Source organism: Sphingomonas sp. CFBP 13603 (assembly GCF_014892665.1).
Classification (GTDB): domain Bacteria; phylum Pseudomonadota; class Alphaproteobacteria; order Sphingomonadales; family Sphingomonadaceae; genus Sphingomonas.
Map to the genome: position 1 here is coordinate 240,717 of NZ_JADBIA010000005.1, position 24,730 is coordinate 265,446.

The window sequence follows — 24,730 nt, forward strand, 5'->3', positions numbered from 1 at the left end:
GGCATGGATGGGGATGAGCGGATGACGGCGGCAACGAATTCACAGGCGATTTCAAAGGCAATTTCACGGCGGGCGATGATGATGGGTGCCGCGGCGGCGACGGCCTGGGCCGCGAGTCCCGCGCGCGCGCTGCTTCAGCAGGTGAGGGGTGGTGCCGCGGCGCTGCCCGCATCGGTCGAGGCGCTGATCGGTCGGATGACGGTCGTCGAAAAGGCTGGGCAGTTGACGCTGATGGCTGCGGCCTGGGCAGGGGGCGCGGCGACGTCGCTCAACCCGGCAGGCGGAACCGCCAGCTTCGATAGTCAACTCGCCGACGTCCGGGCCGGGCGGCTTGGTGGTGTGTTCAATGGCAACGGCGCGGTCATGGCGCAGCGGATGCAGACCGTTGCCCTGCGCGAGTCGCGTTTGAAGATCCCGTTGCTGTTCGCGGCCGATGTCATCCACGGCCTGCGCACCGTGTTCCCGGTACCGCTCGCCGAAGCCGCCAGTTTCGATACGGAGTTGGCGCGGCTCACCGCGCGCGCCGCGGGCGCCGAGGCAGCGGCGTCCGGCATCGACTGGACCTTCGCGCCGATGGTCGACATCGCCCACGACGCGCGCTGGGGGCGCGGCGTGGAGGGCGCCGGCGAGGACGCGCTGCTTGGCAAGATGATGGCAGCGGCACGCGTCCGCGGGTTCCAGGGCGAGCGCGGGCTCGCGGCACCCGATGCGGTCGCGTCGTGCGCCAAGCATTTTGCCGCCTATGGCGCGGCCGAGGCAGGGCTCGACTACAACTCGGTCGACATTTCCGAGCGCACGCTGCGCGAAACGTATTTTCCGCCGTTCCAGTCCGCCTTCGCCGCGGGATCGCCGACGGTCATGGCCTCGTTCAACGAGATCAACGGCGTCCCCGCCACTGCCAATCCCTGGCTGCTGACCGATGTGCTCCGCCGCGAATGGGGTTTCGACGGGCTGGTCGTCTCCGATTATACCGGCGACGAGGAGCTGATCGCGCATGGCTTCGCCGCCGACGCGCGCGAGGCGACCAAGCTTGCCTTCATGGCTGGCGTCGACATGAGCATGCAGAGCGGCTTCTACCTAAAGCACCTCCCCGATTTGGTCGCGTCGGGCGACGTCCCGATGGCGCGGCTCGACGAAGCCGTCCGCCGCGTGTTCGCCCTGAAAGTACAGCTCGGACTGTTCGACGACCCTTTCCGCCGGATCGATCCACGCCGCGAGAAGACCCGCATCCGCACGCGTGAGAGCCTCGCGCTCGCGCGTGAAGCCGGCGCGAAGTCGATCGTCATGCTCAAGAACGACGGCGGCCTGTTGCCGCTGCCGCGCGCGGGCAAGCGGATCGCGCTGATCGGTCCGTTCGCAGCCGGACAGCACGACCTGATCGGACCGTGGAACGTCTACGGCACCGATGCCGAGGCGGTCGACCTCGCGACCGGAGTCCGCGCGACCGTCGCGGATCCGTCGCTGGTCAGTGTCGCGCTTGGCTCGGGCGTCGACGGTCCGCTGGCCGGCGGCATCCCCGCGGCGGTCGCTGCCGCGCAAGCCGCCGATATCGTCGTGCTCGCGATCGGCGAGAGCCAGCGCATGTCGGGAGAGGCACAATCGCGCGCCGACATCGTTATCCCGCCCGCACAGATGGCGCTGGTCGACGCAGTCGCGGCCACCGGCAAGCCGATCGTCGTCCTGCTCCGCACCGGCCGCGCGCTGGCGCTCAGGGGGGCGGTGCTCGCCGCGCCGGCGATTCTCGTCACCTGGTTCCTCGGCTCGCAGGACGGCCCGGCGATCGCGGACATAGTGTTCGGCAAGACCGGACCGTCCGCGCGCCTGCCGGTCTCGTTCCCGCATGCGACCGGGCAGGAGCCCTATCACTACGACCACAAGAGCACCGGCCGCCCCAATCCGCCGGGCCCGCTGGTCGAATACAAGGCGCATTATCGCGAATTCGCCAACGACGCGCTGTTCGCGTTCGGCCACGGCCTGACCTATGGCGCGATCGGGTATTCGGGTCTCGACGTCGGCACCGGCATCGTGGCAAGCGACGGCGTGCTGACCGTGCGCGCGACGATCGCGAACACCGGCACACGGGCGGCGGAAGAAACGGTCCAGCTCTACATCCGCGATGTGGCCGCTAGCATTACCCGGCCGGTGCGCGAACTGAAGGCGTTCCGGAAGATCTCGTTGAAACCCGGCGAGCGGCAGGTCGTGGCGTTCACGCTCCGCCGCAGCGACCTGCTGTTCGTCGGCCGTGATCTCAAGCCGACCGTCGAGTCCGGCCGGTTCCAGGTTTGGATCGCGCCATCGGCACAGGCCGAAGGCGTCTCAGGGCAGTTTATGCTGGCCTGAACCCCGACAGCGTATCGCGGCGAAGTGGGATGGCGACCACCGCCACCAGCATCGCCGCGATCAGCACCGCGGGCCCGGCGAGCATCAGCCAGCGGATCGCGTGCAGGCTGTCCGCGCTTTGTACTGCGCCGGCCACGAAGCCGTTCGCCTGATACACCGCGCCGATCGCAAACCCCGCGCCCGCCAGCGCGATCTTCTGCACGAGCGCAAACGTGCCGAACGCCAATGCCTCGACCCGCTTGCCGGTACGCGCTTCGTCCCAGTCGACCGCGTCGGGCAGCAGCGTCCATGCGGCGAGCGCAAATCCTATGAACACCGCCTGCATCGCCAGCAGGAATGCGGCGGTTCCCATGCTGCCGGGGGCCGCGATCAGCGCGAACACGGCCGGCAACACCAGAGCCAATGCGCCCGCACCGATCCACGCGACGCGCGCGCCACAAGCACGGGCCAGCGCAGTCCAGACCGGCACGGCGATGAGGCTGGCGAGCGCCATGCCGGCCAGCGCGCGCGGTCCGCCCGAGGTGTCGAGCAGGACGTAGCGGAAGAAGTACAGCACCGACTGAGAGGTCAGCGCGGTCGCCGCGCCACCCAAAGCGGCGGCGATGTTGAGCGCTACGAACGCCCGGTTGCGTGCGAGCGTCGCCAGTCCGGCGCTGATGGTGGGGCGATCGACGGGAAGGGCAGCGGGAATTGGCTCGGGAACGCGCCACGCCATGATCGCGAGAATCGGCACGCCGAATGCGGCAAGCAGCGCGCTCGCTGCGCCATAGCTGCCCATCCGCTCCGCCAGCCAGGGCAGGGCCAGCGCGACGAGTGCAGCGGCGGCCGAGCCGAACCCCATCCGCCAGCCGGCCACCAGCGACCGCTCCCGACTGGTCCGCGCCACGCGCGTCGTCCACGCCGCGTACGGAATATTGGTGAACGCGTAGAGCGTCCGGAACAGCAACTGTGTCGCCAGTGCCCATTTCGCGGCCTCCGCCGGTACCGCGAACATCGCGACGAACGCCAGGCCCAACGGCAATGCGCCCCATCCGACGAGTCGACGATACGAAAGCCGCATCCGCTCCGCCGCCGCACCTGCGAGGAAATCCGCGGCGCCGTCCCAGATCGCGCCGATCATGAAGATCAGCCCGGCGGTGGCAGGCGGCAACGCCAGCGTGTCCATGTAGAAGAACAGCAGGTAAAGGCTGATCGCCTGCCAATAGAGATTGAACGCGAAGTCGCCGGCACTGAACAGCACGAGTGTCCGGCTCGGGATCGTCGCAGGATTGCCGGGAAAGGCAGCCGTATCAGACCGTCGTTGCGATATCTCGTTCATCGTCGGGAAGCACCCGACGAGCTTTCCGGGATACGCCGGCCGGGATGGCAGGCGCATCGGGCGAGCGTGACAAACTCGGTCGAGCTGCCCTTGATGGATCTACCCGGACTTGGCGCACTTGGGCGACGAACTTCGAGCAGAGGGACCAAGGGCCACGATTTTACCAAGGGCAAGGCGTGCTCCTCCTATCTCAGCCCCGAGTAGCACAGACCGGTAGGCCTCCCGACAACCGATCGGCGCTGACCGCTAACGGGTCCGTTGGACAGGAGATATGATGGGTTTTGCGACGACCCATAACGCGACCGTCCGTTGCGGCGGAATGGGGGGAGTATGCAGTGTCAGCGCGTCGACGGGGCGGTGTTTTATCGATCGGTCGTCGGGAGCGCGGCAGCGTCGCAGCCCTTCACTCGCCAGCCGTCCCACCGCGTGACGAGATCGCGTGCGTCCCGAGACATCGCCGCATCGAACGGATCCGCGTCGATCCGCTTCGCCTGCCGTTCGATCATTGCCAACCATTTTGTACGGACCGCATCCACGTCGCGGGGCAGTATATACCGATGCCACAGCCGCGCGACCCGACGTTCGGCGAACAAGCGTTCCAGTACGTCGTGGGTAAGTTCGAGCGGCAGGCCAGGATCGAGCCGCCGCAACTCGCCGACCATGTGCGACGGATAGATTTCGCGCCGCGTCGCCAACAGATCCAGGATGGCGTCTTCGATCAGCGTTTCGTCTTCTGCGGTCCTGATCGGCATAGAAACTCCGGCAAGGGGGATGGTCACCGCGCAAGCGCGATCAATTGGGCAAGTCCGTTGGTGCCGGTCTTGGCGACGATCGCGGCACGGTGATCCTCGATCGTCTTGGGGCTGAGAGTCAGGAGGTCGGCGACCGCCTTGTTGCTGTGTCCCTGAACGAGCAGATCGAACACCTGCCGCTCGCGCCCGGACAGCGCCGCGGTACGGGCGCGGATGTCGCGCTGGCGCCGCGACCAGGCGACCCCCTCGTCGACCGCGGCGAGCAAGCGGAGTTCGTCGAGCGGCTTCTCCAGATAATCGAGGCCGCCGTGGCGACGTACCGAATCCACCGCATGGGTGGTCGTCGGCCAAGCCGTCATGAAGACGATCGCGACGGCGGGATCGATTGCGCGCAGACGGTCGGCAAACCCGAAACCATCGAGATCGCCCATCATGATGTCGGTGACGATGCAATGCGCCGGCGCGTCGGTGTAGACGGACAGCAACGGCGCAGGGTCCAGAAAGGGCTTTGCAGCATGACCGTGGCGCACGAGCAGCCGCGCAACCGCCGCGCCTAGATCGCGGTCGTCATCGACGACGTAGACGACTGCACCATCTGGTCCAGCAGCGCTCTGATTGGCGCGCAGGGTCATGCAACGGCTCCTACAAGTTGCAGCGAAAGCGTCGCGCGTACGGTGCCGTCGCCGTCGGTGACCCGGTCGAGCGTACCGCCATGCGCTTCGATGATCGCGCGCGCCACCAGGGCACCGACTCCCATTCCGGGCTGCGGTCCTCGACGATCCGGGCACCGGTTCGCGACCGTCACCTCAAGCTGGTCGTCGTGGCGGCGGGCCGACAACGTCACACGACCGTCGCACGCCTGAACGGCATTGCGGACGAGATTGACGATCGCCTGCGCCAGTTCGATCTCTTGTCCCATGATGATAAGGTCGGGATCGACGGGCGCGATCTCCAGCACGACCCGTGCGGCCTTCGCCTCGGCGTGGGTCAGTGCGGAAACGGTCTCGATCAGCGCGGAAACGGGTAGAGCGCTCGGCTCGTCGACCGACCTGCCCCCGAAACGGCGCAGGCGACGCACGAGCGTCGATAGCGCGGCGGCCTTGCGATCGATGATGGCCGCGGTTTGCGCGATGTCCGGATCGGTGGAGACAGTGATTTCGTGAAGGTGCTTGGCCTCGATCGCCAGTGTCGAGAGCGGTTGACTGATCTCGTGAATCACCGCGACCGACATCGCGCGCAACGTTTTCAAGCGCTCGGCCTGGAACAGCATGCGATCGCGGCGCGACAAGGCTATCTGCGCGCGAACCTGCGCATCGGCGAAGCTGCCGGCGAGATACCCGACGACCACGATCGACGCGAGGCTCATGTGAAATTCCAGCCGGTCTGCGAGCGGCATGTCGCTGGCGGTATAAGGTAGCACCATCGCGGCGACGATCAGGATGGCCAACCAGCCCATGGTGCGCCCGAAGCGCAGCCCGATCCACGCTACCGCCAGCAAGGCAGGGGTAGCGGGGACGCCGAGGCCGATATGCGCGAGCAGCATGCTTGCCGCGATCGCCACGCCGAGAACGACGCCGGCCTCGCCGAGCACGGCAAGCTGCCGCAGTGCCGGCCGATGCAGCGACAGCCGCCCGTCTTGTACCGCCTGGGTTGCCCAAAGCAGTGGCGGGGCGATCAGCAACACGCCGAGCAGGTCGCCAACCGCAAATCCGGTCAGTGATGCGATTGTCTGGCGGAGGCCCACGACCCCGGTAAGCTCGGGACTGAGCAACGACCAGGGGAGTGCGACGAGCGCCACCGCCATGGGCGCGGAGACGGCGGCGAGACCGAGCGGCATCGGTGCAACGCCGAGGCTGGAGTGCGAGCGCGCGGCGACAAAGCGGACCAGCCAGACGACGAGGCCATAGACGAGCCCGGGACGTGCGACCCCCACGGCGGCGGCGAGCCAGTCCGGCTGCCCCGGCACGATGATCCCCGCGGCAGTCTGCACCGCCAACTCCGTGGCGACGATGGATAGCGTCAACCGCGGTCCGCGGCTCCATAAGAGCGCGATACGGACACCCGCCGCGGGATAGAGCAGCGAGTAATAGCCCTGACCGCCCCAGCCCGCCGCAACATGGTGCGCGATCACGAAGGCTACGGCATAACCGACCAGCCACGGCAGATCGGCCGGTCTCGGTACCGCTGCATGAACTGCGGCGCGTATCGCGAGCGGGGTGGGGAGACGAAGCGCAGGCATCGCCGCCTGCCTAGCCGCATCCGGTCTTCGAAGACTATCGGGGAAATTCCCGGATTCCGTGTCCACGGCGCGCTGCGGTGATTTAGCCGAGCCACGATCAACGGAAGCGGAATGCCGATCCGTTCCGGTGTGGGCCGCTGCCGAAACTACGCGCTGGACCGTCCACCGACGCCACGATGCTGAACGATAGTCGCGGTATCATACCGCCTACATCCCAACGGATGTCGCTCTAAGCTTCTCGCGCACGAACCACCGTGTGTGAAGAAGGACGTCAGTTTATGACAATCGAGTTTGCTCCTGTTGTTCCAGCGGACGAAAACGGGTCGCGACATGGAACCGTGACCGAACCCCTACGCGCGCCTCTAGGCCAGCAGCCGTTCGCCTTCGTTGATCTGGAGACGCGGTTCGATCCCGAGCTCGATACGCTCTGGACCTACATGCGACAGCGTAGTCGACCTAGCTTCAACCCGGATTTGCTCGTTGAGTTCGCAGGGTGGCAGAACGACATCTGGGTAGCCCGATCTTCCGGAGCCATGCCGATCCGGTACGTCGTGCTCGGGTCTCGCTTTCCCGGCGTCTTCTCGCTGGGGGGAGATCTCGATCTCTTTGCGACGCATATCCGCAACGGGGATCGCGCCGCTCTGGTGCGCTATGGGCGGGCGTGCGTCCGGATACTCCACCGGAACATGCTCAGTCTGGAGCAGCCGATCATCACGATTGCATTGGTCGAAGGTGACGCGTTGGGGGGTGGGTTTGAGGCGTTGCTGTCGTTCAACGTGGTGATTGCCGAACGCGGAACGAAGTTCGGGCTGCCCGAGACGAATTTCGGTCTCTTCCCAGGGATGGGGGCGCACTGCTTCCTGTCCCGACGCCTGGGGGCGGCGCGTGCCGAACAGATGATCCTCAGCGGGAGGACCTACACCGCAGAAGAACTGTACGACCTGGGGATCGTCCATGCGCTCGCCAATCCCGGCCAGGGGCGTGCCGAGGTCGAGGCCTATATCCGACAGAACCGGCGTCGGCATAGTGGCCACTGCGCCATCTACGAGGCGTCTCGATCGGTGAATCCGCTACCGCTGCGCGAACTCGAGGCGGTCGTCGACCTTTGGGCCGATGCGGCACTCCGGCTCAGCGAGGCCGACCTGAAGCTCATGCGGCGGCTGGTCGGTGCCCAGACCCGATTGCTCGATAAGGCGGCGTAAAGCGCTCGTTACTCAGGACCGCCCATTCGCCTCGAGCCGACTCCCGGCAAGCATGGACGTTACCATGCTTGCCGAGATCGGCCGCGCGAGCAGAAACCCCTGCACCGCATCGCACCGGGTGCGGCGTAGCTGATCGAGCTGGGCCTGCGTCTCTATGCCCTCGGCAACCGTCCGCATGCCCAGTTTGGCGGCAAGCTCGATCACGGTCTGAACGATCGCGACCGATGCGGGACTTTGGTCGAGGTCGGTGATGAAAGAGCGGTCGATCTTCAGCGTCTGGAACGGGAATTTCGTAAGGTAGCTGAGCGACGAATAGCCCGTCCCGAAATCGTCCAGCGTCGTGCGGACGTGGAGGCGGTTGATCGCATTGAGCGCGGCGAGCGACGCATCGATGTCGTCGAGCAGGACCGATTCCGTCACCTCCAGCTCCAGGCGTTCGGCGGGCAGGCCGCTCGCGGCCAACGCCCCCATGATGACCATTGGCAGATTGGCCGACCGCAACTGGATCGGCGACAGATTGACCGCAATCTGCACGTCACCCGGCCATTCGCTTGCAGCCTTGCACGCCTCGCGGATGACCCACCCGCCGATGGCGACGATCAGACCGTTGTCTTCCGCGATGGGAATGAACTCGGCTGGCGAAATCGGACCATGCCGACGATTGGTCCATCGCAGCAGTGCCTCGCACGACAATACGCGCTCGCCGGCAAGATCGAAGATAGGCTGGTACATCACGTGGAACTCGCCCCGTTCCAATGCTCCCGCCAGCTCCAACGCCAGATCCCTGCTGCGCTGGACCTTCTCGTCCATAAGCGGTTCGTAGAAGCACATACGCCCCCGTCCGGTATCCTTTGCCCGGTAGAGGGCGAGATCCGCGTTTTTGAGCAGGGTATCGGCATCGGCGCCGTCGGCGGGCGCTATTGCGATCCCCAGCGATGCGCCAACGCGTAGCAGACGCCCGTCATGATCGACGGGCCGCTCCACCAACTCTATGATCCTGTGTCCGATCGAGTTTGCGGCATCCCGGTGTTCGATTTCACAGACTACGGCAAATTCGTCGCCCCCCAATCGTGCTACGATCCCCGCGCTCCCGAATGCCTCGTCCAGTCGACCGGCTATGCAGACGAGGAGCGCATTGCCTGCAAGATGCCCGAACGAGTCGTTGATTTCCTTGAACCGGTCGAGGTCGATCCAGTGGATCGCCAACCATTGGCTACCGCCGTCCAGCGCGCGCAGGCGAGCTTCGAATCGCTCGCGAAACGCCGTCCGGTTGGCCACGCCGGTCAGGTCGTCGCGACGGGCGATTGCCGCGTGGTGTTCGGCCAGCGCAGCCTTTTCCCGCGACGCCAGGGTCGCTTTCAGGATGACGCTGTACGTCTGCAGCGTGATGTCCATCATCGCAACGACGAACAGGACGATGACGACCGCGAGAACGATCTTGAGCACATCGAACGAGACGATCAATCCGACCGCCAGCGGGAGGGACGCACAACAAAGCTGTGCCAGCGCGATCCATGGCCGCCCTGCATTACGCCCCGCGATCCCGGCGGCGTACCCTATCGTCGTCGTCACCGCGAGCAGTTGCAGCACGCCATCGCTCGTATTCAGCAGCGTGAGCAACCCGAACGTACCGAGCAGCGCCGAATAGCAGAGAGCCCCCACCCGATACACGATTTCCCGACGGCGACCCGGTGCCTTGTTCGGCGTGGCTCGCTTGGGAACGCGAAGTTCGAGACGCACGGCGTCGGCAATGCGGATGCACGCGACGATCGCGATGGCGATTGCGCAGATCACCATGGCTTGATCGCCGCTGACGATCGATACGGTCGCCGTGATGGCGCTGCTCGTCAGCGCACCGATTATCAGGGACCTCGGCGAGGCATAGAGCGACTCGACAAGCGTTTCGCGCACGGCATCGGCGATCGCCTGATCGGATTGCCGAAGCTGTCTCAAACGAGAGATTAGACCATTCATGAATCTGGCTTTGGACTCGTGAAGTGAAAAAAACCAAAATCTTTCGGTGGTTCGAACAAAATGCGGAATCGCGAACGGTGCCGTATGCGTGGTCGTCTTTACCTGCCCCGGGAGTATCCCGACCACCGCGGCGGTTTCGCGGACGGAAGGATTGACCCCACCGCGAAACCGTCGCGTGTGTTCAGCGATTGTCGGGGTTTATGCCGCGCTTGCGATCAGCGCAGGCGTTTGCTGATGTTGGACGACGCGCCACTCTTCATGCTCCAACCGCCGCATCGTCGTCGTGCAATACGCAGTGTAACCGGTCGAATCATCGCGGCTGGCCTCCGCTCTGTAGGCGATCGCGATCAGGCCCTCTTGCGGGCGTATGATCTGCTGCTCGCTAAACTGCACCTTCGACCAGCGCGGCGTATTGGCCACTGCCTCGATCGCCTGCGTGCCAGTAAGCACGAAGGGGTGCTCCGGCAAAACCATGACGCACTCGTCGTCGATCAGCGCGCGGTACTGTTCGGCATCGCCGGTCCATAGGCTTTCCTCGAAGCCCCATACTCGATTGTCGTCCATTCCATGTCTCCTTCTCGCTATCGAGCGCGGGGACGATGGAGTTCGTTCCTTGCGGCCCGCTGGAAATCGCCCTTTCGACTGCCAGAGCATCTTATGTTGCCGGGCAGGAACGTCGTCTCCGACGCAACCTCTAGATCGAGAGCGGAAAGGGCTTCGTGAGCATCCGGGATACGCGCCCTGCCGGCCAGGCGTCGGCCCGACGCGAGTGCGGGATCGCGAGAGGCCCGGCATCGTTACCTTGTTTATCGCGAGCGCTCGCTCGCTAAAACATCAGAAAGGCCGATGCCGATGAACGCTGCCGATGTCTTCACGACGCTCGATGTCGAGTTGAAACCCGATCCGTCGCGCACTGTGATCCGGCCGTTCAGCTTCGACTATCCCTCGGCTTTCAAAGCCGGACATCCACCCCGCAGCCAGGTCGTGGTGGACCGCATTCGGGCACTCGACGACACGATGCGGGAAAGGATGCGCGACTTGTTGCTGACTCCGATGCGCGAACGCCATCGCAACGTCGAGCAGGTATTGCTTCGTCGCTTCGAAGACGTCCGCGAGGACATCGGCGAAGGCGACTTCAACGACGACGAAAAGCTGTTGATCGGCGCGTATTTCAGCCAGGAATACGCGTTCGAGTCCGCCGCGCTGTTCAATCCCAGCATCGTTTTGCTGGCGGACGAAGAGGCGTCGGTGCCCGGCGCAGTTCGCTTCGTTATGTCGTTGCGGGGGATCGGCGAGGGACATATTTCGTCGATCACGTTCCGCACCGGCGAATGGGGCCCCGGCGACCGATTGGTACTCGATCCCCCCAGCGCCCACGGCGTACCGCCTCGCATTGAGCGTCAGGACGACGGTTGGGTCCGCCTGCTATGCGAGGATAGTCAGGATGCGTCGGAGACGGTCATCTTCCCGGTGCTGCCCAGCCAGCGCCAAGGCATCGAGGATCTGCGACTCGTCAATTTCACCGATCACGACGGTGTCCGCAGCATCATCGGGACGTACACGGCGTTCGACGGCAAGGATGCGCGACAGGAAATCCTGCGCGGCGTCGATTTGCGCCGGGTCGAGATGAGGCCGCTTGCCGGGGCGATGACCGGGTACAAGGGAATGGCGCTGTTCCCTCGACGGATCGAAAATCAGTTCGTCATGCTTGGCCGGCAGGACAGTGAAAACATCTGGCTGCTGCGTTCCGACGATCTCTATACGTGGGAAACCGGAGCGCCGATCATGGCGCCGAAGTATCCGTGGGAGTTCGTGCAACTCGGTAATTGCGGATCGCCGATCGAGATAGACGAGGGCTGGCTCGTCTTCACCCACGGCGTCGGCATGGTCCGGGGATATTGCATCGGTGCCTGTCTTCTCGACAAGGACGATCCCTCCAAGGTGCTGGCGCGGACCGCGTCGCCCTTGCTGGTTCCCAGCGCGGAGCAACGCGGGGGCTATGTGCCGAACGTCACTTACAGCTGCGGCGCCTTGATCAAGGACCGTCGCATCCTGTTGCCCTACGCGATCGGCGACGAATATTCGGCGTTCGCCGTGGCGGATGTGAACGACCTGCTGGCGGTGATGACGGCGGATTGAGTCGATTTGGCGCGCAGGGCGAACGCCCCCTGCGAGCCAATGGCGTCGATACGGCCGCGAGGGATCATGCGATACCGCGCGATTAGCGTGCCGGTATCGCAGAATGGAACATGCCGACCACGAGCAGAACGAGCACGAGCGATACGAGGCTGGACAGCGCGACGAGGATTGCGGCTGCCTTGCGGTTGGTATCGAGAAGGGTTGCGAACAGGGTCACGTTGCTGGCGATCGGGAACAGCGCGACAAGCCCGACGATCACGCGGTCACGAGGGCTCAATATGCCGACGAACGCCGCTTCCGCCGCGAGCGCGGTGGCGAGCAGAACCAGTCCGCTTGCTTGCCGGATCGCGAGAATGCGCGCCATCAGTGCTGGTCGCCAATCCTCGCCGCTGGTTTCCGCGAGATTGAGACCGATTACCGCCATGCCGAGGACGGAGACCAGCGTGCCGGCTATCGATACGATCGGAGCCGCCCCTTCGGGCATAGTGACACCCGCCCATTTTGCGATGATAGCACAGATGATGACGTAGACGACGGGTACGCGCAGCGCCTTGGTCGCCGCCTTGCGGGTGCCTTCCTTGGTACGGGCGATCAGGAAATAGCCGATCGTGTCGCCGTACAGCGCGCTGCCGATATACGCGCAGATCACGGTTGAAACGCCGACGTCCCCGAACAGCGCCTGGCTGACCGGAACCCCGAAAAACGCGACGTTGAAGAACGAGAAAGAGGCGGAGAGCAGCTTTGGGTCGAAGTCGTCGCCAAGTCGCTTTGCCAGCCGGTGCGCCGGGATGCTCATCAGTGCCGCGACCAAGAACATCATTGGCGGGATCACCATCAGCTGCCGCGTTTCGGCGGCAAGCATCTTGTCGATCACGAGCAACGGAATGAGGCCGAAGACCAGGATCGTCGAAAACAGCTTTGCTGCCCAGGGAACGCGGCTGCCGAAAGCCCATGCGAGCAGGATCACGCCGTAGAGTGGCAGGAGTGCCGATGCGATATTACCGAGCGCGCTCATCGTTGGCGCAGAATGTCATCGATCGCGCGGCCCGCACATTCGACATTGAACCACACGGCATTGGTGTCGCGCAGTTCGCCATTCAACAACTGGCCGAGCGCATAAAGACGCGGTGCATCGCGTGTCGCGGAAATGACCCGGCAGGTGGCACGGTGCGCGATCGCGCCGCCTACCGGATGCGGTTGCAACCAGTCCTTTGCAAGCAGATCCCGGATCAGCGGCTCCTTCATCTCTTCCAGCGTCGTGGCTTGGCCGGTGGCGTTGACGACGATCGGCGGCGCAAGCGTCTCGCCATTTTCGAACCGGACGACGAAGCCTTTGCCGTTCTCGTCCGCGACGGTTTCGTCGACGAGTCCGCGTACGCTGAGCAAACCCCGCGTCATGGCGTCGGCGATACGGCGTGCGTTGATCATCGGCGTCACGAAGCGTGCGGCGGCGAAATGCGGCGCCAGCCATTTGCCGAACCGTTTCTGGTCGACGGCGCGCAACAGATTCCAGATCGCGGTCGAGTCATGGCGAGCGGCTGTGAGAATGCGTTGGAAAGGCTCGTCTTCGGCCTCGGCCGCGGCGATGTCGCGCAACAATGCAGCCTCTGCGTCACGACCACGGCGATCCTCCGCATGCCAATCGATCGGATGGCGCAGGGCGGTTTCGGCTTCCATACGGAAAAGACGGACAAGATCGACGACCGAAAAGGCGGTGCCGCGTTCGCGGATCAGGCGGTGGACGTTTTCCAGCGTGAGGTGACGGCGTTCGTAGCCGGTCTCCGGGGCCGGGATCTCCACGCGCGGCAACAGCCCCTCCTTGGAAACGAGGTGGATGTGACCGCGATGATCGGTGTCGAGCAACGTCATCACCGCATCGATCGCGCTGAGCCCGCTGCCGAGAATGACGACCGGCTGATGCTGGCCGATACCCTCGGTCATGCGATGCGAAGGATAGGGGGAGTCGAAATAGCCCGACACGCCGTCGAGGTTGCCGAACCTGTCCGGATCGGGCGTGCCGATCGTCAACAGGACTACGTCGGTCGCGATCGAGGACCCGTCCGAGAATTCTATCGTCGCCGAGGAATGGTCACCGTCGATCGTGATAGCCTCCGCGCGATGGATTTCGACCGGAATGCCGGCGGCGCGTGCGTCCTCCAAGGCGCGCTCGAAGACGTCATGCATGTACTCACGATACTCGCGCCGTTGCGGGTATTCCACGCCATCGGGATCGAGCGGCGTGCCCATTGCCGCGCGCCGAGCCTCGAGCCAGGTCCGGAAATGACCCGGCTCGCGGTCGTAAAGTCCCATCAGCCGGGATTCGGTATTCAGCAGATGCCCGGGCTGCTCGGTACCGAACGCCAGCCCGCGCGCGAGCTGGTCGTCGCGCTCGACCAAATGGATCGTCCAGCCATCGCCCGGATCGTAGCGCAGGCGCGTCACGGCTTCGGCAAATGCGGCGACGCCACAGGCACCCATGCCGATAATAGTCAGTGTTTTCGGCATGATACCCCACTCCCATAAGGAACCGCGACAACGCGCGGGGGCTATTCAGTGCCACGAGGGACGGAAAAAATAGCAGGACCGAGGCGGCATGCCGATCAATTGCGAAAATCGGTTGGTCGGGAGCGCCATGGTACGTCGCCTCGCTAGAAACATCGGCCATCTCGCGGGCACGGACGATGCGACACGGAAAGGGTCTGAGCCCGAGAACTACGTAGATTAATCAAAGGGTTCTTCAACTTTTTGATCTGGATCAATGTGCCATCGATCTGGTAGCACGACCGATATGACCACCATCAACCCACGCGTCGTCCGCCCGAACCTCGTGGCGTTAGCCGGCGCGGTCGCGGTGATCGTAGTCGTCTCGCTCAGCATTCACGTCGTGATGCTGCAGGTGCTCTGGGTGCCTTTTCCCGACCCGCAGGGGCTTGGCAGGCTGGGGCTGCTTTATCCGATTGCGCAATCGTTGGGGCTCGTGGCGTTGGCCGCGGCCGCACTGCCTTGGCTGAGTCGATTTCACGGTCTCGCACGTGGCCTGATCGTCGGAATGCTGTTCGCGACGATGAACGGCATTTTCCGCACCGGGCTCATGGCCGGCCTGACGACGACCGACTTCGGCGGCGGGGTCGCGGGGTTTGTCCAGGAGACGCTCCATGACGTGATCCTGAGTACGCTTGCCGTCATGGCCGTGTCGTTTCTACGCGGCACTGCGTTCCGGTTCATGGCAGCGGTCGCGCTGGCCGCGGCGAGCCTCATCGTTCTCAGGCCGATGCTGGCGTCACTGCTCGCCCCGATCATCGCATGGTCGGCGCGGCATATGCATCCGGATGTCTATCTGGTGCCATACGGACCCAACATATTGGTGCCGAGTTACCTGCTGTTCGCCGAGACGGTGATCGCCTGCCTGGTCGCACGCTTCGTCATTACCCTGCGCGCCGTCGCGTGGGATCGAACGGGGCTCATCCGCTATGTCGGGTTGATCCTCCTCGTTCGCGGCACCGGGGCGATGATGTTCGGTTGGGGCCCGATCATCGGAATGCTGAGCGTCAGCCAATTTTTCTTCCAGGACCTCGTCACTGCCTTGCTCATCCATGCCGCGTGGCTGCGGTTCGGGAAGGGCGCTCCCGATGTGTAGCGCTGATCCGATACCATGGCTTCAGGGCTGGCCGAGGTGTCGTCCGGCGTGATCGCGCGCCGATGACGACTGCCTAAAGTTCCCGGCGAATGGGGTATGTCCGGTAAAATACGCTACGATCGGGCAGCCGGGCCGTAAGCCATTCCAGGCGAGCCTCGGGGGAGGTTGCAAACGCCGGATCGGCCTTCAGTTTCGCCTCGAACTCGGCCCTAACGCCGTCGTCCCGGGCGAGCAGCGCCTCGGCCAGCGGCGCGAGCACGAACGCTTCGGCGCCGGGCGGGGACGACAGCATCTCCGGAAAGAAGCCCCAGGCGAGGAACGAGTCCGGCGCTTCCGGCTCGAGCAGTGCGGCGGCCAGCAAGCCAAGCGGTTGATCGGACGGTACGCGGATCGTGCCGGCCGGGAGCGTTTCCGTCGCCGTTTCGTGCCGGAACGCTGCCTTCAATGGCAAACGGCCGTCCTGCGCGGGTTGTACGGCCGGGTTCTCCACGCGGGTACGGTCGAGCGTCAGGGTGCGTGGGGCCTCGATCGCGTCGAACCGAATGCCGTGCAGACGAAGGCGATCGAGCACCTCTGCCTGCTCCTTCGGCACCCACCAGGCGATCGGCAGCGTCACCGTCTTAACCGGCTCCTGACCGATGATCGGCATACGGAAGGTAATGGGCTTGCCTGTCCAGCGCTGTTCCATGCGGCCCGTCGCCGGCGAAAGATATCGTTCGAACGCCACGCCCTTGAACGCGTCGATCCAGCCGATCGGCTGTGCCGCGCGCGTCCAACTCGTCAGCAGGGTGGCGGGGCGGCTGGCACGGTCGCTTCTCTTCGCCGCGACGATGCGATCCTTGTCCGTTGCCGCGAGCTTCAGGGCCGCTTCCAGCAGGACATAGGTTCCGAGTACGCGCTGCCGATAGGGTTTGAGCATGTGGTTTTCGACCAACACGGTCGGCACGCCGATGAAATCGCCATAGCCGGTCGAGTATCGGGGCCCCTCGGGCGCCTGGCGGATACCGCTCGCCGGCTGACGCGTGTCGACCGGGCTGGGATACAGCGTCGGGATATGGCCGCCGCGTTCGAGCGCTGCGGTAACCGTCGGTCCGAAACGCCCCGCCAGCCAGTCGGCGGTAGCACGGTGATAGGCATAGCGGCCCCAGCCGGCATAGGTGAAGGTGATGTCGTACTGCATGTCGAAGCCATCGCTGACATGGCAGTCGACATAGAGGACCGGATCGAGCCGTTGCAGCAGCGCGATCATCGCGCGGGTTTCGGGCGCATCCGCCTTGGCATAATCGCGATTGAGGTTGATGTTGCGGGCGTTGACGGCGAGGCCTTTCTCGCGCGGCCCGCGCAGCGCCGGGAAGTTCCAGCGGCTCTTCGCTTCGTGTCCGTCGATATTGTAGATCGGTACGAACACCAGATCGACCTGGTCCAGCAGCGACTCCTTCCCGCGCAGGGCGATGTCGCGCAGCAGCATCAGCCCTGCGTCCTTCCCGTCGATCTCGCCGGCATGAATACCGGCCTGGACGAGGACCACGGGTTTGCGCGAACCGCCCTTGCTTGCACGCACCATGAGCATATCGCGCCCCTGACCCGTACGCCCGAACGTCTCGATCGAAACAAGCGGTGAGGCGGCATCGAGCCGCTCCAGCCAGGCGCGGGTCTGGTCATAGCTTGGCGACGTCGCAAAGCCGGTGCGTTCCGCCGGCGTAATCCAAGGATCGTCCTTGGCGACGATCAGCCGCTCGCTCGTCCCCGACCAGCGAGATGCCGGCGGCAGGACGGACGCGGGAAGTTCGGGACTCTGCGACGCCTGCTGCGCCTGCACGACGGGCGCGGCCAGGACGGCGAAAATGATCGACAGGAAGGATGGCAAGCGCATGGTGATCTCGATTCAGAAGCTCGTGCGCAGGCCGATCGTCGCGGTGCGCGGCGCGCCCGGCTGAACCCAGACGGGCGAGTAGCTGTTGGCATACCAATGTTCATCGAACAGGTTGGTGACGGAACCGAACAGCTGCACCCCGTCGATGATGTCGAGTTGGCCGAAAACGCGGAAAAGCGTGTGTGACGGCAGCGTGAAATCGGTGCCCGTCTCGCCGTTGCGCTTCCCGACATATTGCAGACCTGCTCCGAGTAGCGCGCCGTGTCCTTTAAGGCTGAAGCGCTTCACCGCCTGCATGTTCACGTTATGCTTGGGGATGTTGATGAGCGGGTCGCCCGGCTCGATCTGGAACGAGAAATTCGTATCCAGCACGCGCGATCGTGCCTCGGCATGCGTGTAGGCATAGCTGAGGAGCACGTCGACGCCCCCAGGAAGACGGCCGTTGAGATCCGCTTCGATGCCCCGGCTCCGCGCCTTGCCGATCGCAACGGAGAAACCGGGGTTGAGCGGATCGGTCGCGAGAACGTTGGTTTTCGTAAGCTGATACGCCGCCAGAGTGCCGGTCAGCTTGCCGCCCAGCGCCGTCAGCTTCACGCCCGCTTCGATCGACCTGCTCGTCTCGGGGTCGAACACGTTGCCACCGGCGTCTGCACCGATATTGGCGCGGTAGCCTTCGCCGTACGCGGCATAGAGCGAGACGGGTGTGCTCACCGCGTAGACGATGCCGGCCTGTGGGCTGAGGCGGCTACGCCTGCGTCGACCGAGCACGGAGGTTAGACGATTGTCCACCCGCAGCAGAAAATCGTCGTACCGCCCGCCAACGCGGATCTGCAGCCGGTCCGTCAGGCTGATCTGGTCCTGCAGATAGGCGCCCATCGTGCGCTGGATATCCAGACGGTTGGTGATCGGCGCGGTTACGGGCGGAGGGTATCGGCCATAGACCGGGTTCTGGAGGTCGAGCACATAGCCCGCCTGATCCGTCGTGTTCGCGGTCACGACGGGCCCGCGATACCGGGTGAAAAGCTGGTCGGTGTCGAAATAATCGAAATCGCCACCCAGCAGGATACGGTGACGCAGCGTGCCGGTGCGGAACTCACCCGCAAGCTCGGCACGCAGTACGCTGTGCTCGGAGGTGTAGCGACGCGAGCGACGCTGGCGCGACAGCGACCGGCCGTCCACGTAGAGCTTCTGGCGCGAGCGAAGCGTTTCGGCGTCGGAGGACAAGCTCGTCAGGAGCGTGTCGCGGTGGCTGGCGCCGACCGACAGACTCCAGCGGTCGCTGAAGTCGTGTTGCAGGCGCAGTTGGTGACCCGTGGCGCGCGCCACGGTGTCACCATCGCTCGGCTCGCCCAGGAACCGCGAGCGTGGCACCGTGTCGAAATTGTTGTTCAGAACGACGATCCCGCGATCGAATGGCACTTCGACCCGTGTCCACTCGAAGTCGTAGGTCAGGCGCGTCGCGTCGCCCAGCTTCAGGCCGATCGACGGCAGGAACCCCCAGCGCTTCTGCTGCACGGTATCACGGAAACTATCCCCGCTCTCGGCGTAGCCGATAAGCCGCGCAGACAGCGTATCGGTGAGCGACACGTTCGCATCGCCCTCGGCGCGAACCGTGTCGAAGCTGCCATATTGGAGCGATGCGGTGCCGAAGGTGCGGCCGAGTTCGGCCTGTTTCGTTACCAGGTTGATCGAGCCGCCCGGTTCTCCCCGTCCGAGCACCGCGGCGGCCGGGCCCTTCAAGACTTCGATTCGCTCGATCCCCGCCACGTCGCGCTGGCCGCTGAAGCCACGCCCGGCATTGAAGCCGTTGACGAGATAGCCGCTGGGCAGGTTCTCATCGCCGGCAAATCCGCGGACGGCAAAACTGTCCCACAGGCCGCCCAACGTGTTCTGCCGCACGACCGACGCATTCAGGTCCAGCGCGTCGGTCAGCCGTAACAGGGTGTTCTGTTCGAGCACCTTGGCGTCGATCGTTGCGATCGCTTGCGGGATCTCACGCAGCGCGAAGTTGCCGCGATACGGCTGGCGCACGCCGGTAACCGTAATTTCCTCACGCTCGCGATCGGCGCGCGTATCGTCGTCCGACTGGGCGAGCGCCGGCGTGCAGGTCAGCATGATGGCAATGGGAAAGGCACCAGCCTTCGAGGCGGTACGCATGGACTGGCGTAAAATGATGATCCCCCTTCGGCAGTTAAGCAGGGGCGCCACCCGTGCGTCCCGTCGCGAGCGCCTATGGAGGATATGATGTAACATCGTCAATGATATCTTGTTACATTTAAATGCCGTGTATTACGGATAGAGTGAACGCTCGAACCTCGTGCGGTCACTCGATCCGCAAACCCTCGGTCAGGGTCTTGAGGAGCGCGTCGACCTTTGGGGTGAGCTGGCGGCTCCTTCTCCAAACAAGGTGCAGCGGCAAGCCGACGGTCGCCAGTTCCGGCAGGATCTCGACGAGTTCGCCGCGGTCGAGTTCGTCCTTGATCAGCCATGTCGCGAGTTGGGCGATTCCGAACCCTGCCTTCACGGCGCCGACCTGCGCCTCGGCGCTGCCCAGGACGATGCGGGCCTCCACCGGGTACCCTTCGACTTGCCCGCCTTCGCGGGCAAACCGCCAGTTGATGGTGCTGCCATCGCCGCGGCCGTAGCCGATGCAGTCGAACTCGCCGAGCGCATCGGCGCTGGCGGGCGTTCCGCGGCGGTCGAGATAGGCGGGGGCGGCGCAGACGATGACGCGTTCGCTGCCGAGATAGCGGTGACCGAGATTGTCCGGCCAGGGCTCCGACGCGCCGATCCGGATCGCGACGTCGACGCCCTCCTCGACGATATCGATCTTGCGGTCGGTGAAGGTGATGCTCGGGCGCAGGTTCGGGTGGCGTTCGGCAAAGGCGAGCAGCAGCGGCATCGCCTGCATCCGCCCGAACGCGATCGGCACGTCGACCTTCAGCCGCCCGACGATCTCCGAGCGATGCGCCGCCAACACCGCTTCGGCATCGGCCAGGTCCCCGAGCACGCGGACGCACGTCTCGTAGAACGCCGCGCCGACGTCGGTCAGCGTCAGGCGGCGCGTGGTACGTTCGAACAGCCGGCTGCCGAGCCGCGCCTCGAGCCGCGCGACGCTCTTGCTGACCGCGGAATTGGTCAGGTTCAGACGCACGCCGGCCGCAGTGAAACTGCCGGCGTCAGCGGTGCAGACAAAGGCTTCGATACCCTTGAGGCGTTCGGACGGGATCATGGCTGACTATCCATTGTGGAATTATTGTCGCGCCATGCACGAATTAATGCCGCACGACGCGTGTTTTCGTCGCGCGTAGAGAGGCCGCCATTCAGGAGCCTTGCCAATGTCGTCCCCCAGCCAACCGATCCACGCCGCACCATCCGGCACGAAGTCCGCTGGCCACGGTCTCGCCGTGCTGTTGCTGGCGATCTCGGCGTTCGTGATCGTCACGACCGAGTTCATCATCGTCGGGCTGTTGCCGAGCCTCGCGCGCGATCTCGACATCTCGATCACGGTCGCGGGGCAGCTCGTGACGCTGTTCGCGTTCACGGTGATGCTCGCCGGACCGTTCCTGACCGCGATGCTGTCGCATTTCGAGCGCAAGCGGCTGTTCGTCGTGATCCTCGTGATCTTCGCCGCCGCCAATGCGCTCGCGGCGGCGGCGCCGGACATCTGGGTGCTTGGCCTTGCGCGGTTCCTGCCGGCCCTCGCGCTCCCCGTGTTCTGGGGCACGGCAAGCGAGACCGCGGGTGAACTGGCGGGACCTGAGAAAGCGGGCAAGGCCGTCGCCAACGTCTATCTCGGGATTTCCGGCGCTATGGTGCTCGGCATTCCGCTCGGCACGCTCGCATCGACTGCGTTCGGCTGGCGCGGGACGTTCTGGGGGCTGTCGGGGCTGTCGCTGCTGATGGCGGTACTGCTGCTCGTCGTGATGCCGACGCTGGCACGCCCCCCGCGCGTCAGGCTGGCCGAACAGGCGCGGATCCTCAAGGACCCGTATTTCCTCGGCAACGTCGTGCTGTCCGTGATCGTGTTCACCGCGATGTTCACCGCCTACACCTATCTCGCCGATACGCTCGAGCAGATCGCGCACATCCCGGCAGGGCAGGTCGGCTGGTGGCTGATGGGCTTCGGCATCGTCGGTCTCGCCGGCAACTGGCTCGGCGGGCAGTTCGTCGGTCGCGGGCCGCTGATGGTGACGGCGATCACGTCGCTGGTGCTCGCGATCGGCATGGCCGCGACGACGCTGGTCGCGGGCTCGCACGTCTGGCTGGTGGTCGCGCTCGCCATCTGGGGCATCGCCAACACCGCGCTCTACCCGATCTGTCAGGTGCGCGTGATGCAGTCGGCGAGCCATGCACAGGCACTGGCCGGCACGCTGAACGTCTCGATGGCCAATGCCGGGATCGGGCTTGGCGCGATCATCGGCGGGTCGGTGATCCAGCATATGGGCCTCGGCGCGGTCGGCTATGTCGCCGCCGCGATCGCAATCCTCGCGGTGCTGGTCACGCCGGTGGTGAACCGGTTGAGGAGCGCGCAGTGATGAAGGCGCTGACCCCGGACCTAGCCGAACATCCCGCCTATGCGCGCGTGTTCCAGCCCGGCCGGCTGACGCTGGGGTTCATCGCCCCGCTCGAAGCCTATCCGAACGCGCCATGGCCGACGCTTAAGGATCATGCGGCACTGGCGCGGAAAGTCGACGCGCTCGACTTCGCGGCGATCTGGCTGCGCGACGTACCGTTCTACGATCCGAGCTTCGGCGATGTCGGGCAGATCCTCGATCCGATGGTCTATGCCGGCTGGCTCGCGGCGCAGACCACGCGCATCGCGATCGGTACGGCGGGGATCGTCCTGCCGCTGCGCGATCCGCTGATCGTTGCCAAGCAGGCGGCGAGCGTCGACCAGTTGGCGGGCGGGCGGTTCCTGCTTGGCCTTTCGACTGGCGACCGCCCGTCCGAGTTCGCGGCGTTCGACAGCGACCTCGGCAACCGTCCCGATCGCTACCGCGATGCGATCGACGTCATTCGCGCGGCGACCGAGCAGTCGTTCGCCCGCCACGCCTCACGCCACTACGGCACGCTCGACGGCACGATCGACCTGGTACCGAAGCCGGTCGGACCGCGGCTGCCGATCCTCGCAATCGGGCGCGCGGGACAGACGCTGGAGTGGCTCGGCGAGAACACCGACGGGTGGATCTGGCATCTGAGCGACCCTCGGCGGTTGCCCGATGTGCTCACGCGCTGGCGGGCGGCAACGGCCGGCGGGGCTTACAAGCCATACGGCTATGGCGCGATGTTCGACCTGCTGGCCGACCCCGATGCACCCCTGGCGTATGCCGCGGGCGGGATCAGGAGCGGCCGCAACGCGCTGATCGAGCTCTGGAAACGCCAGCGCGACGAGGGTGTCGCGCATGTCGCGCTCAACCCCAAGCCCTCCCGGCGCCCGTTCGCGGACGTCGCCGACGAACTCGCAACGTATGTCCTGCCGCATTTCCCGACCGACGCGCGTTGAACCCCCTCACCGACAGGATCACCCCCATGCCCAAAGCCTCGACCACCACCGACTATGCGACGCGCGACGATAGCATCGCGACCAACAGCTACACGACGGTGCTGCGCCGTCCCCGCGTGCCGCACGACGTGTTCGCGACCTATTGGCGCGACGTCCACGGCCCGTTGTGCTCGCGCATCCCGGGTCTCGCCTGGTACGTCCAGAACCATCTGAACCGCGAGCAGGACGCGCATCTCTGGCCGGCGATCGACGGGATCACGCCGTTCGCGGACTATGAACTCGACGGCGGGGTCGAGATCGGTTTCGCGTCGAAGGCTGACCAGGACATCTTCAACGCAGCGAGCCACATCCTGTTCGCCGACGAGCAGAACATGTTCGCCGCCACCGTCGCCTATGCGCTGCCCGACGGATCGCGCACGCTGATCGACCGCATCGCCGACCCGATCCCCAATGGCGACGACGGCTTCGACCGCATCCACGTCCACTTCGGCGCGGCGGGCAACGACGCCGAGACGTTCGGCACCTTCATGACCGAATTCGCCGAGACTCTCGCTGCCGACCAGGCGGTGCTGAAGCTTCGGCTGCACCTGCCGGACCGGTACGACAACGCCGAGCCCGCGCCCCCAGCGCCCAACGTCGATCACCTCGTACCTGACGAGCGTGCGTTGATCGCGATCATCGAGCTGGCGTTCGAAAGCCCACTGACACGCCGCGCGTTCTTCGAGTCCGACACCTTCAAGGCAACGCAGCCCGCGCAAAAGGCGCACATCGCACATGTCTCGGCATTCGCGGTCAGCGGCGTCTACACCTACGTTCGCGACAAGCAGCTTACCACCGCAGGCTTGCGCGGGAGCCGTCAGGCGCAGTTGATCGAGCGGCTCGGCGCCAACAATCAGATCGCAGCCGACGTGCGCGAGTTGATGCGGACGGGTTCGGTCAGCTGAGCATTCGGCACGGTCGAATAGTCCGGGGCGGGATGGCTGCGATCTATATCGTGGGGCAATCCCGCCGGCACCGGCTGCCTTCGGTGAAGTACGGTGAGCTCAGAGCGGAGAGATCGGACGCCGTATACGCGCCGATGCAAAGCAGGTGAGCCCCTCCAGCTAGGCATCGTGAGCACGATACTCTTTCTGCAAACACGGTCCTGAACTTCTCGAAGGGTGATCGCGTAAACCACCGATCGATCGTCGCACACGCATCGTCACGATCACGCGAGCATCGGTAGCAGTACTGGTAATCCGCTGCTCGTCACGACCTGACGATGCGCGCGGCGTAGCAGCCTGGCTTTGCATAATGCGCGTGCAGATAGGCCGTTTCCCGGTTCGCGAAAAAGCGTGCGATCAGAGCCGCCAGCTCGGTACCCTCCGCAAGGTCTGCGTCGATCATGGCGCCCGATGCGTCGAACGCGCGCAGCGAGATCGTCCGGATGCGAAGCACGTCGGGGATGGTGTCGATCAGGTCCGACGCGTGCTCGGCGCCTTCGCGGATGTAGATCGCATGGCGTGACCGGTAGGGAGTATCTGCTGGCTGATGCTCGAAGTTGAGGAGGATCGCCGTCTCGCCGATGTCGAGATCGCGCATTTCGATGCGATCGGGAAAGCCGGGCTTGGCGTCGACGACGTGGCGCTGGGCGCCAAGGCGCGTCAACGCGGCGTCGGAGAGCCCGAACAGGTGACTGAACTGGCTGGGGTCGAGACCCTGGATACGGAACGCCATATGCTTTGATCCTGCTGTTGAGGCAGCCTGCTCG

At 65.0% G+C, this 24,730-nt stretch carries 19 protein-coding genes; 7 read left to right on the top strand and 12 right to left on the bottom strand.

Annotated features, from left to right (window positions below):
* The first annotated feature begins 21 nt into the window (after window positions 1-21).
* Window positions 22-2,340: a glycoside hydrolase family 3 N-terminal domain-containing protein gene (locus IFR23_RS10740; RefSeq protein WP_244655596.1), complete on the top strand. Its 2,319-nt coding sequence runs from the start codon at window positions 22-24 to the stop codon at window positions 2,338-2,340.
* Here IFR23_RS10740 and IFR23_RS10745 read toward each other — a convergent pair.
* From IFR23_RS10745 to IFR23_RS10760, 4 genes are all read right to left on the bottom strand, one after another.
* Complete coding sequence (locus IFR23_RS10745) at window positions 2,327-3,715, bottom strand: MFS transporter (protein WP_244655597.1); 1,389 nt, start codon at window positions 3,713-3,715, stop codon at window positions 2,327-2,329. The genes IFR23_RS10740 and IFR23_RS10745 overlap by 14 nt on opposite strands.
* A 305-nt stretch (window positions 3,716-4,020) precedes the next feature.
* Window positions 4,021-4,410 (bottom strand): hypothetical protein, encoded by a 390-nt coding sequence (locus IFR23_RS10750; RefSeq protein WP_192975878.1) that lies wholly within the window; start codon window positions 4,408-4,410, stop codon window positions 4,021-4,023.
* Window positions 4,411-4,433: 23 nt separating this feature from the next.
* Window positions 4,434-5,042 carry a response regulator transcription factor gene (locus IFR23_RS10755; RefSeq protein ID WP_107962090.1) on the bottom strand — a complete coding sequence of 203 codons (609 nt, stop codon included), beginning with the start codon at window positions 5,040-5,042 and terminating at the stop codon, window positions 4,434-4,436.
* Window positions 5,039-6,649, bottom strand: coding sequence for an ATP-binding protein (locus tag IFR23_RS10760; RefSeq protein WP_192975879.1), 1,611 nt, complete (start codon window positions 6,647-6,649; stop codon window positions 5,039-5,041). The genes IFR23_RS10755 and IFR23_RS10760 overlap by 4 nt, the downstream gene beginning before the upstream one ends.
* 338 nt (window positions 6,650-6,987) lie before the next feature.
* On the opposite strand from IFR23_RS10760, the gene IFR23_RS10765 reads away from it, so the two are divergent.
* The gene (locus IFR23_RS10765; RefSeq protein WP_342344932.1) at window positions 6,988-7,851 is read left to right on the top strand and encodes a crotonase/enoyl-CoA hydratase family protein; all 864 of its coding nucleotides are present in this window, start codon (window positions 6,988-6,990) and stop codon (window positions 7,849-7,851) included.
* Between the two features lie 12 nt (window positions 7,852-7,863).
* Here IFR23_RS10765 and IFR23_RS10770 read toward each other — a convergent pair whose 3' ends face one another.
* Both IFR23_RS10770 and IFR23_RS10775 read right to left on the bottom strand, forming a co-directional pair.
* Entirely contained in the window at window positions 7,864-9,762 is a 1,899-nt protein-coding gene (locus tag IFR23_RS10770) for an EAL domain-containing protein (protein ID WP_192975881.1), read from the bottom strand.
* Window positions 9,763-10,023: 261 nt separating this feature from the next.
* Entirely contained in the window at window positions 10,024-10,389 is a 366-nt protein-coding gene (locus IFR23_RS10775) for a DUF4440 domain-containing protein (RefSeq protein WP_192975882.1), read from the bottom strand.
* A gap of 288 nt (window positions 10,390-10,677) precedes the next feature.
* On the opposite strand from IFR23_RS10775, the gene IFR23_RS10780 reads away from it, so the two are divergent.
* The gene (locus tag IFR23_RS10780) at window positions 10,678-11,964 is read left to right on the top strand and encodes a glycoside hydrolase family 130 protein (protein ID WP_192975883.1); all 1,287 of its coding nucleotides are present in this window, start codon (window positions 10,678-10,680) and stop codon (window positions 11,962-11,964) included.
* Window positions 11,965-12,046: 82 nt separating this feature from the next.
* Here the strand turns inward: IFR23_RS10780 and IFR23_RS10785 are convergent, their stop codons facing one another.
* The gene (locus IFR23_RS10785; protein WP_192975884.1) at window positions 12,047-12,979 is read right to left on the bottom strand and encodes an AEC family transporter; all 933 of its coding nucleotides are present in this window, start codon (window positions 12,977-12,979) and stop codon (window positions 12,047-12,049) included.
* Window positions 12,976-14,469 (bottom strand): FAD/NAD(P)-binding protein, encoded by a 1,494-nt coding sequence (locus tag IFR23_RS10790; RefSeq protein ID WP_192975885.1) that lies wholly within the window; start codon window positions 14,467-14,469, stop codon window positions 12,976-12,978. Before IFR23_RS10790 ends, IFR23_RS10785 begins: the two co-directional genes overlap by 4 nt.
* A 283-nt stretch (window positions 14,470-14,752) precedes the next feature.
* Here IFR23_RS10790 and IFR23_RS10795 point away from each other — a divergent pair, with 283 nt between their 5' ends.
* Window positions 14,753-15,601: a hypothetical protein gene (locus tag IFR23_RS10795; protein WP_192975886.1), complete on the top strand. Its 849-nt coding sequence runs from the start codon at window positions 14,753-14,755 to the stop codon at window positions 15,599-15,601.
* 73 nt (window positions 15,602-15,674) lie between these two features.
* Here the strand turns inward: IFR23_RS10795 and IFR23_RS10800 are convergent, their stop codons facing one another.
* From IFR23_RS10800 to IFR23_RS10810, 3 genes are all read right to left on the bottom strand, one after another.
* Window positions 15,675-17,474 carry a M14 family metallopeptidase gene (locus tag IFR23_RS10800; protein WP_192975887.1) on the bottom strand — a complete coding sequence of 600 codons (1,800 nt, stop codon included), beginning with the start codon at window positions 17,472-17,474 and terminating at the stop codon, window positions 15,675-15,677.
* A gap of 12 nt (window positions 17,475-17,486) precedes the next feature.
* On the bottom strand, window positions 17,487-19,631 hold the full coding sequence (locus IFR23_RS10805; RefSeq protein WP_192975888.1) for a TonB-dependent siderophore receptor: 2,145 nt from the start codon (window positions 19,629-19,631) through the stop codon (window positions 17,487-17,489).
* A gap of 166 nt (window positions 19,632-19,797) precedes the next feature.
* Window positions 19,798-20,706 carry a LysR family transcriptional regulator gene (locus IFR23_RS10810; protein WP_192975889.1) on the bottom strand — a complete coding sequence of 303 codons (909 nt, stop codon included), beginning with the start codon at window positions 20,704-20,706 and terminating at the stop codon, window positions 19,798-19,800.
* Window positions 20,707-20,812: 106 nt separating this feature from the next.
* Between IFR23_RS10810 and IFR23_RS10815 the strand changes: the two genes are divergently transcribed.
* Genes IFR23_RS10815 through IFR23_RS10825 form a run of 3 tightly spaced genes read left to right on the top strand, consistent with a single transcriptional unit; the run spans window position 20,813 to window position 23,924 of the window.
* Window positions 20,813-22,012 carry an MFS transporter gene (locus tag IFR23_RS10815; protein ID WP_192975890.1) on the top strand — a complete coding sequence of 400 codons (1,200 nt, stop codon included), beginning with the start codon at window positions 20,813-20,815 and terminating at the stop codon, window positions 22,010-22,012.
* Entirely contained in the window at window positions 22,012-22,980 is a 969-nt protein-coding gene (locus IFR23_RS10820; protein ID WP_192975891.1) for an LLM class oxidoreductase, read from the top strand. Before IFR23_RS10815 ends, IFR23_RS10820 begins: the two co-directional genes overlap by 1 nt.
* Before the next feature lie 26 nt (window positions 22,981-23,006).
* The gene (locus tag IFR23_RS10825) at window positions 23,007-23,924 is read left to right on the top strand and encodes a hypothetical protein (RefSeq protein ID WP_192975892.1); all 918 of its coding nucleotides are present in this window, start codon (window positions 23,007-23,009) and stop codon (window positions 23,922-23,924) included.
* A 304-nt stretch (window positions 23,925-24,228) separates the two neighbouring features.
* Here IFR23_RS10825 and IFR23_RS10830 read toward each other — a convergent pair whose 3' ends face one another.
* A complete protein-coding gene (locus tag IFR23_RS10830; protein WP_192975893.1) occupies window positions 24,229-24,696 on the bottom strand; it encodes a DUF1203 domain-containing protein in 468 nt (155 codons plus the stop codon).
* Window positions 24,697-24,730: the final 34 nt, after the last annotated feature.

Excerpts from the sequence above, each read along its gene's own strand:
- IFR23_RS10740 (WP_244655596.1), top strand. The coding sequence starts at position 22 with ATGACGGCGGCAACGAATTCACAGGCGATTTCAAAGGCAATTTCACGG.
- IFR23_RS10745 (WP_244655597.1), bottom strand. The coding sequence starts at position 3,715 with ATGCGCCTGCCATCCCGGCCGGCGTATCCCGGAAAGCTCGTCGGGTGC.
- IFR23_RS10750 (WP_192975878.1), bottom strand. The coding sequence starts at position 4,410 with ATGCCGATCAGGACCGCAGAAGACGAAACGCTGATCGAAGACGCCATC.
- IFR23_RS10755 (WP_107962090.1), bottom strand. The coding sequence starts at position 5,042 with ATGACCCTGCGCGCCAATCAGAGCGCTGCTGGACCAGATGGTGCAGTC.
- IFR23_RS10760 (WP_192975879.1), bottom strand. The coding sequence starts at position 6,649 with ATGCCTGCGCTTCGTCTCCCCACCCCGCTCGCGATACGCGCCGCAGTT.
- IFR23_RS10775 (WP_192975882.1), bottom strand. The coding sequence starts at position 10,389 with ATGGACGACAATCGAGTATGGGGCTTCGAGGAAAGCCTATGGACCGGC.
- IFR23_RS10780 (WP_192975883.1), top strand. The coding sequence starts at position 10,678 with ATGAACGCTGCCGATGTCTTCACGACGCTCGATGTCGAGTTGAAACCC.
- IFR23_RS10785 (WP_192975884.1), bottom strand. The coding sequence starts at position 12,979 with ATGAGCGCGCTCGGTAATATCGCATCGGCACTCCTGCCACTCTACGGC.
- IFR23_RS10790 (WP_192975885.1), bottom strand. The coding sequence starts at position 14,469 with ATGCCGAAAACACTGACTATTATCGGCATGGGTGCCTGTGGCGTCGCC.
- IFR23_RS10795 (WP_192975886.1), top strand. The coding sequence starts at position 14,753 with ATGACCACCATCAACCCACGCGTCGTCCGCCCGAACCTCGTGGCGTTA.
- IFR23_RS10800 (WP_192975887.1), bottom strand. The coding sequence starts at position 17,474 with ATGCGCTTGCCATCCTTCCTGTCGATCATTTTCGCCGTCCTGGCCGCG.
- IFR23_RS10805 (WP_192975888.1), bottom strand. The coding sequence starts at position 19,631 with ATGCGTACCGCCTCGAAGGCTGGTGCCTTTCCCATTGCCATCATGCTG.
- IFR23_RS10810 (WP_192975889.1), bottom strand. The coding sequence starts at position 20,706 with ATGATCCCGTCCGAACGCCTCAAGGGTATCGAAGCCTTTGTCTGCACC.
- IFR23_RS10815 (WP_192975890.1), top strand. The coding sequence starts at position 20,813 with ATGTCGTCCCCCAGCCAACCGATCCACGCCGCACCATCCGGCACGAAG.
- IFR23_RS10820 (WP_192975891.1), top strand. The coding sequence starts at position 22,012 with ATGAAGGCGCTGACCCCGGACCTAGCCGAACATCCCGCCTATGCGCGC.
- IFR23_RS10825 (WP_192975892.1), top strand. The coding sequence starts at position 23,007 with ATGCCCAAAGCCTCGACCACCACCGACTATGCGACGCGCGACGATAGC.
- IFR23_RS10830 (WP_192975893.1), bottom strand. The coding sequence starts at position 24,696 with ATGGCGTTCCGTATCCAGGGTCTCGACCCCAGCCAGTTCAGTCACCTG.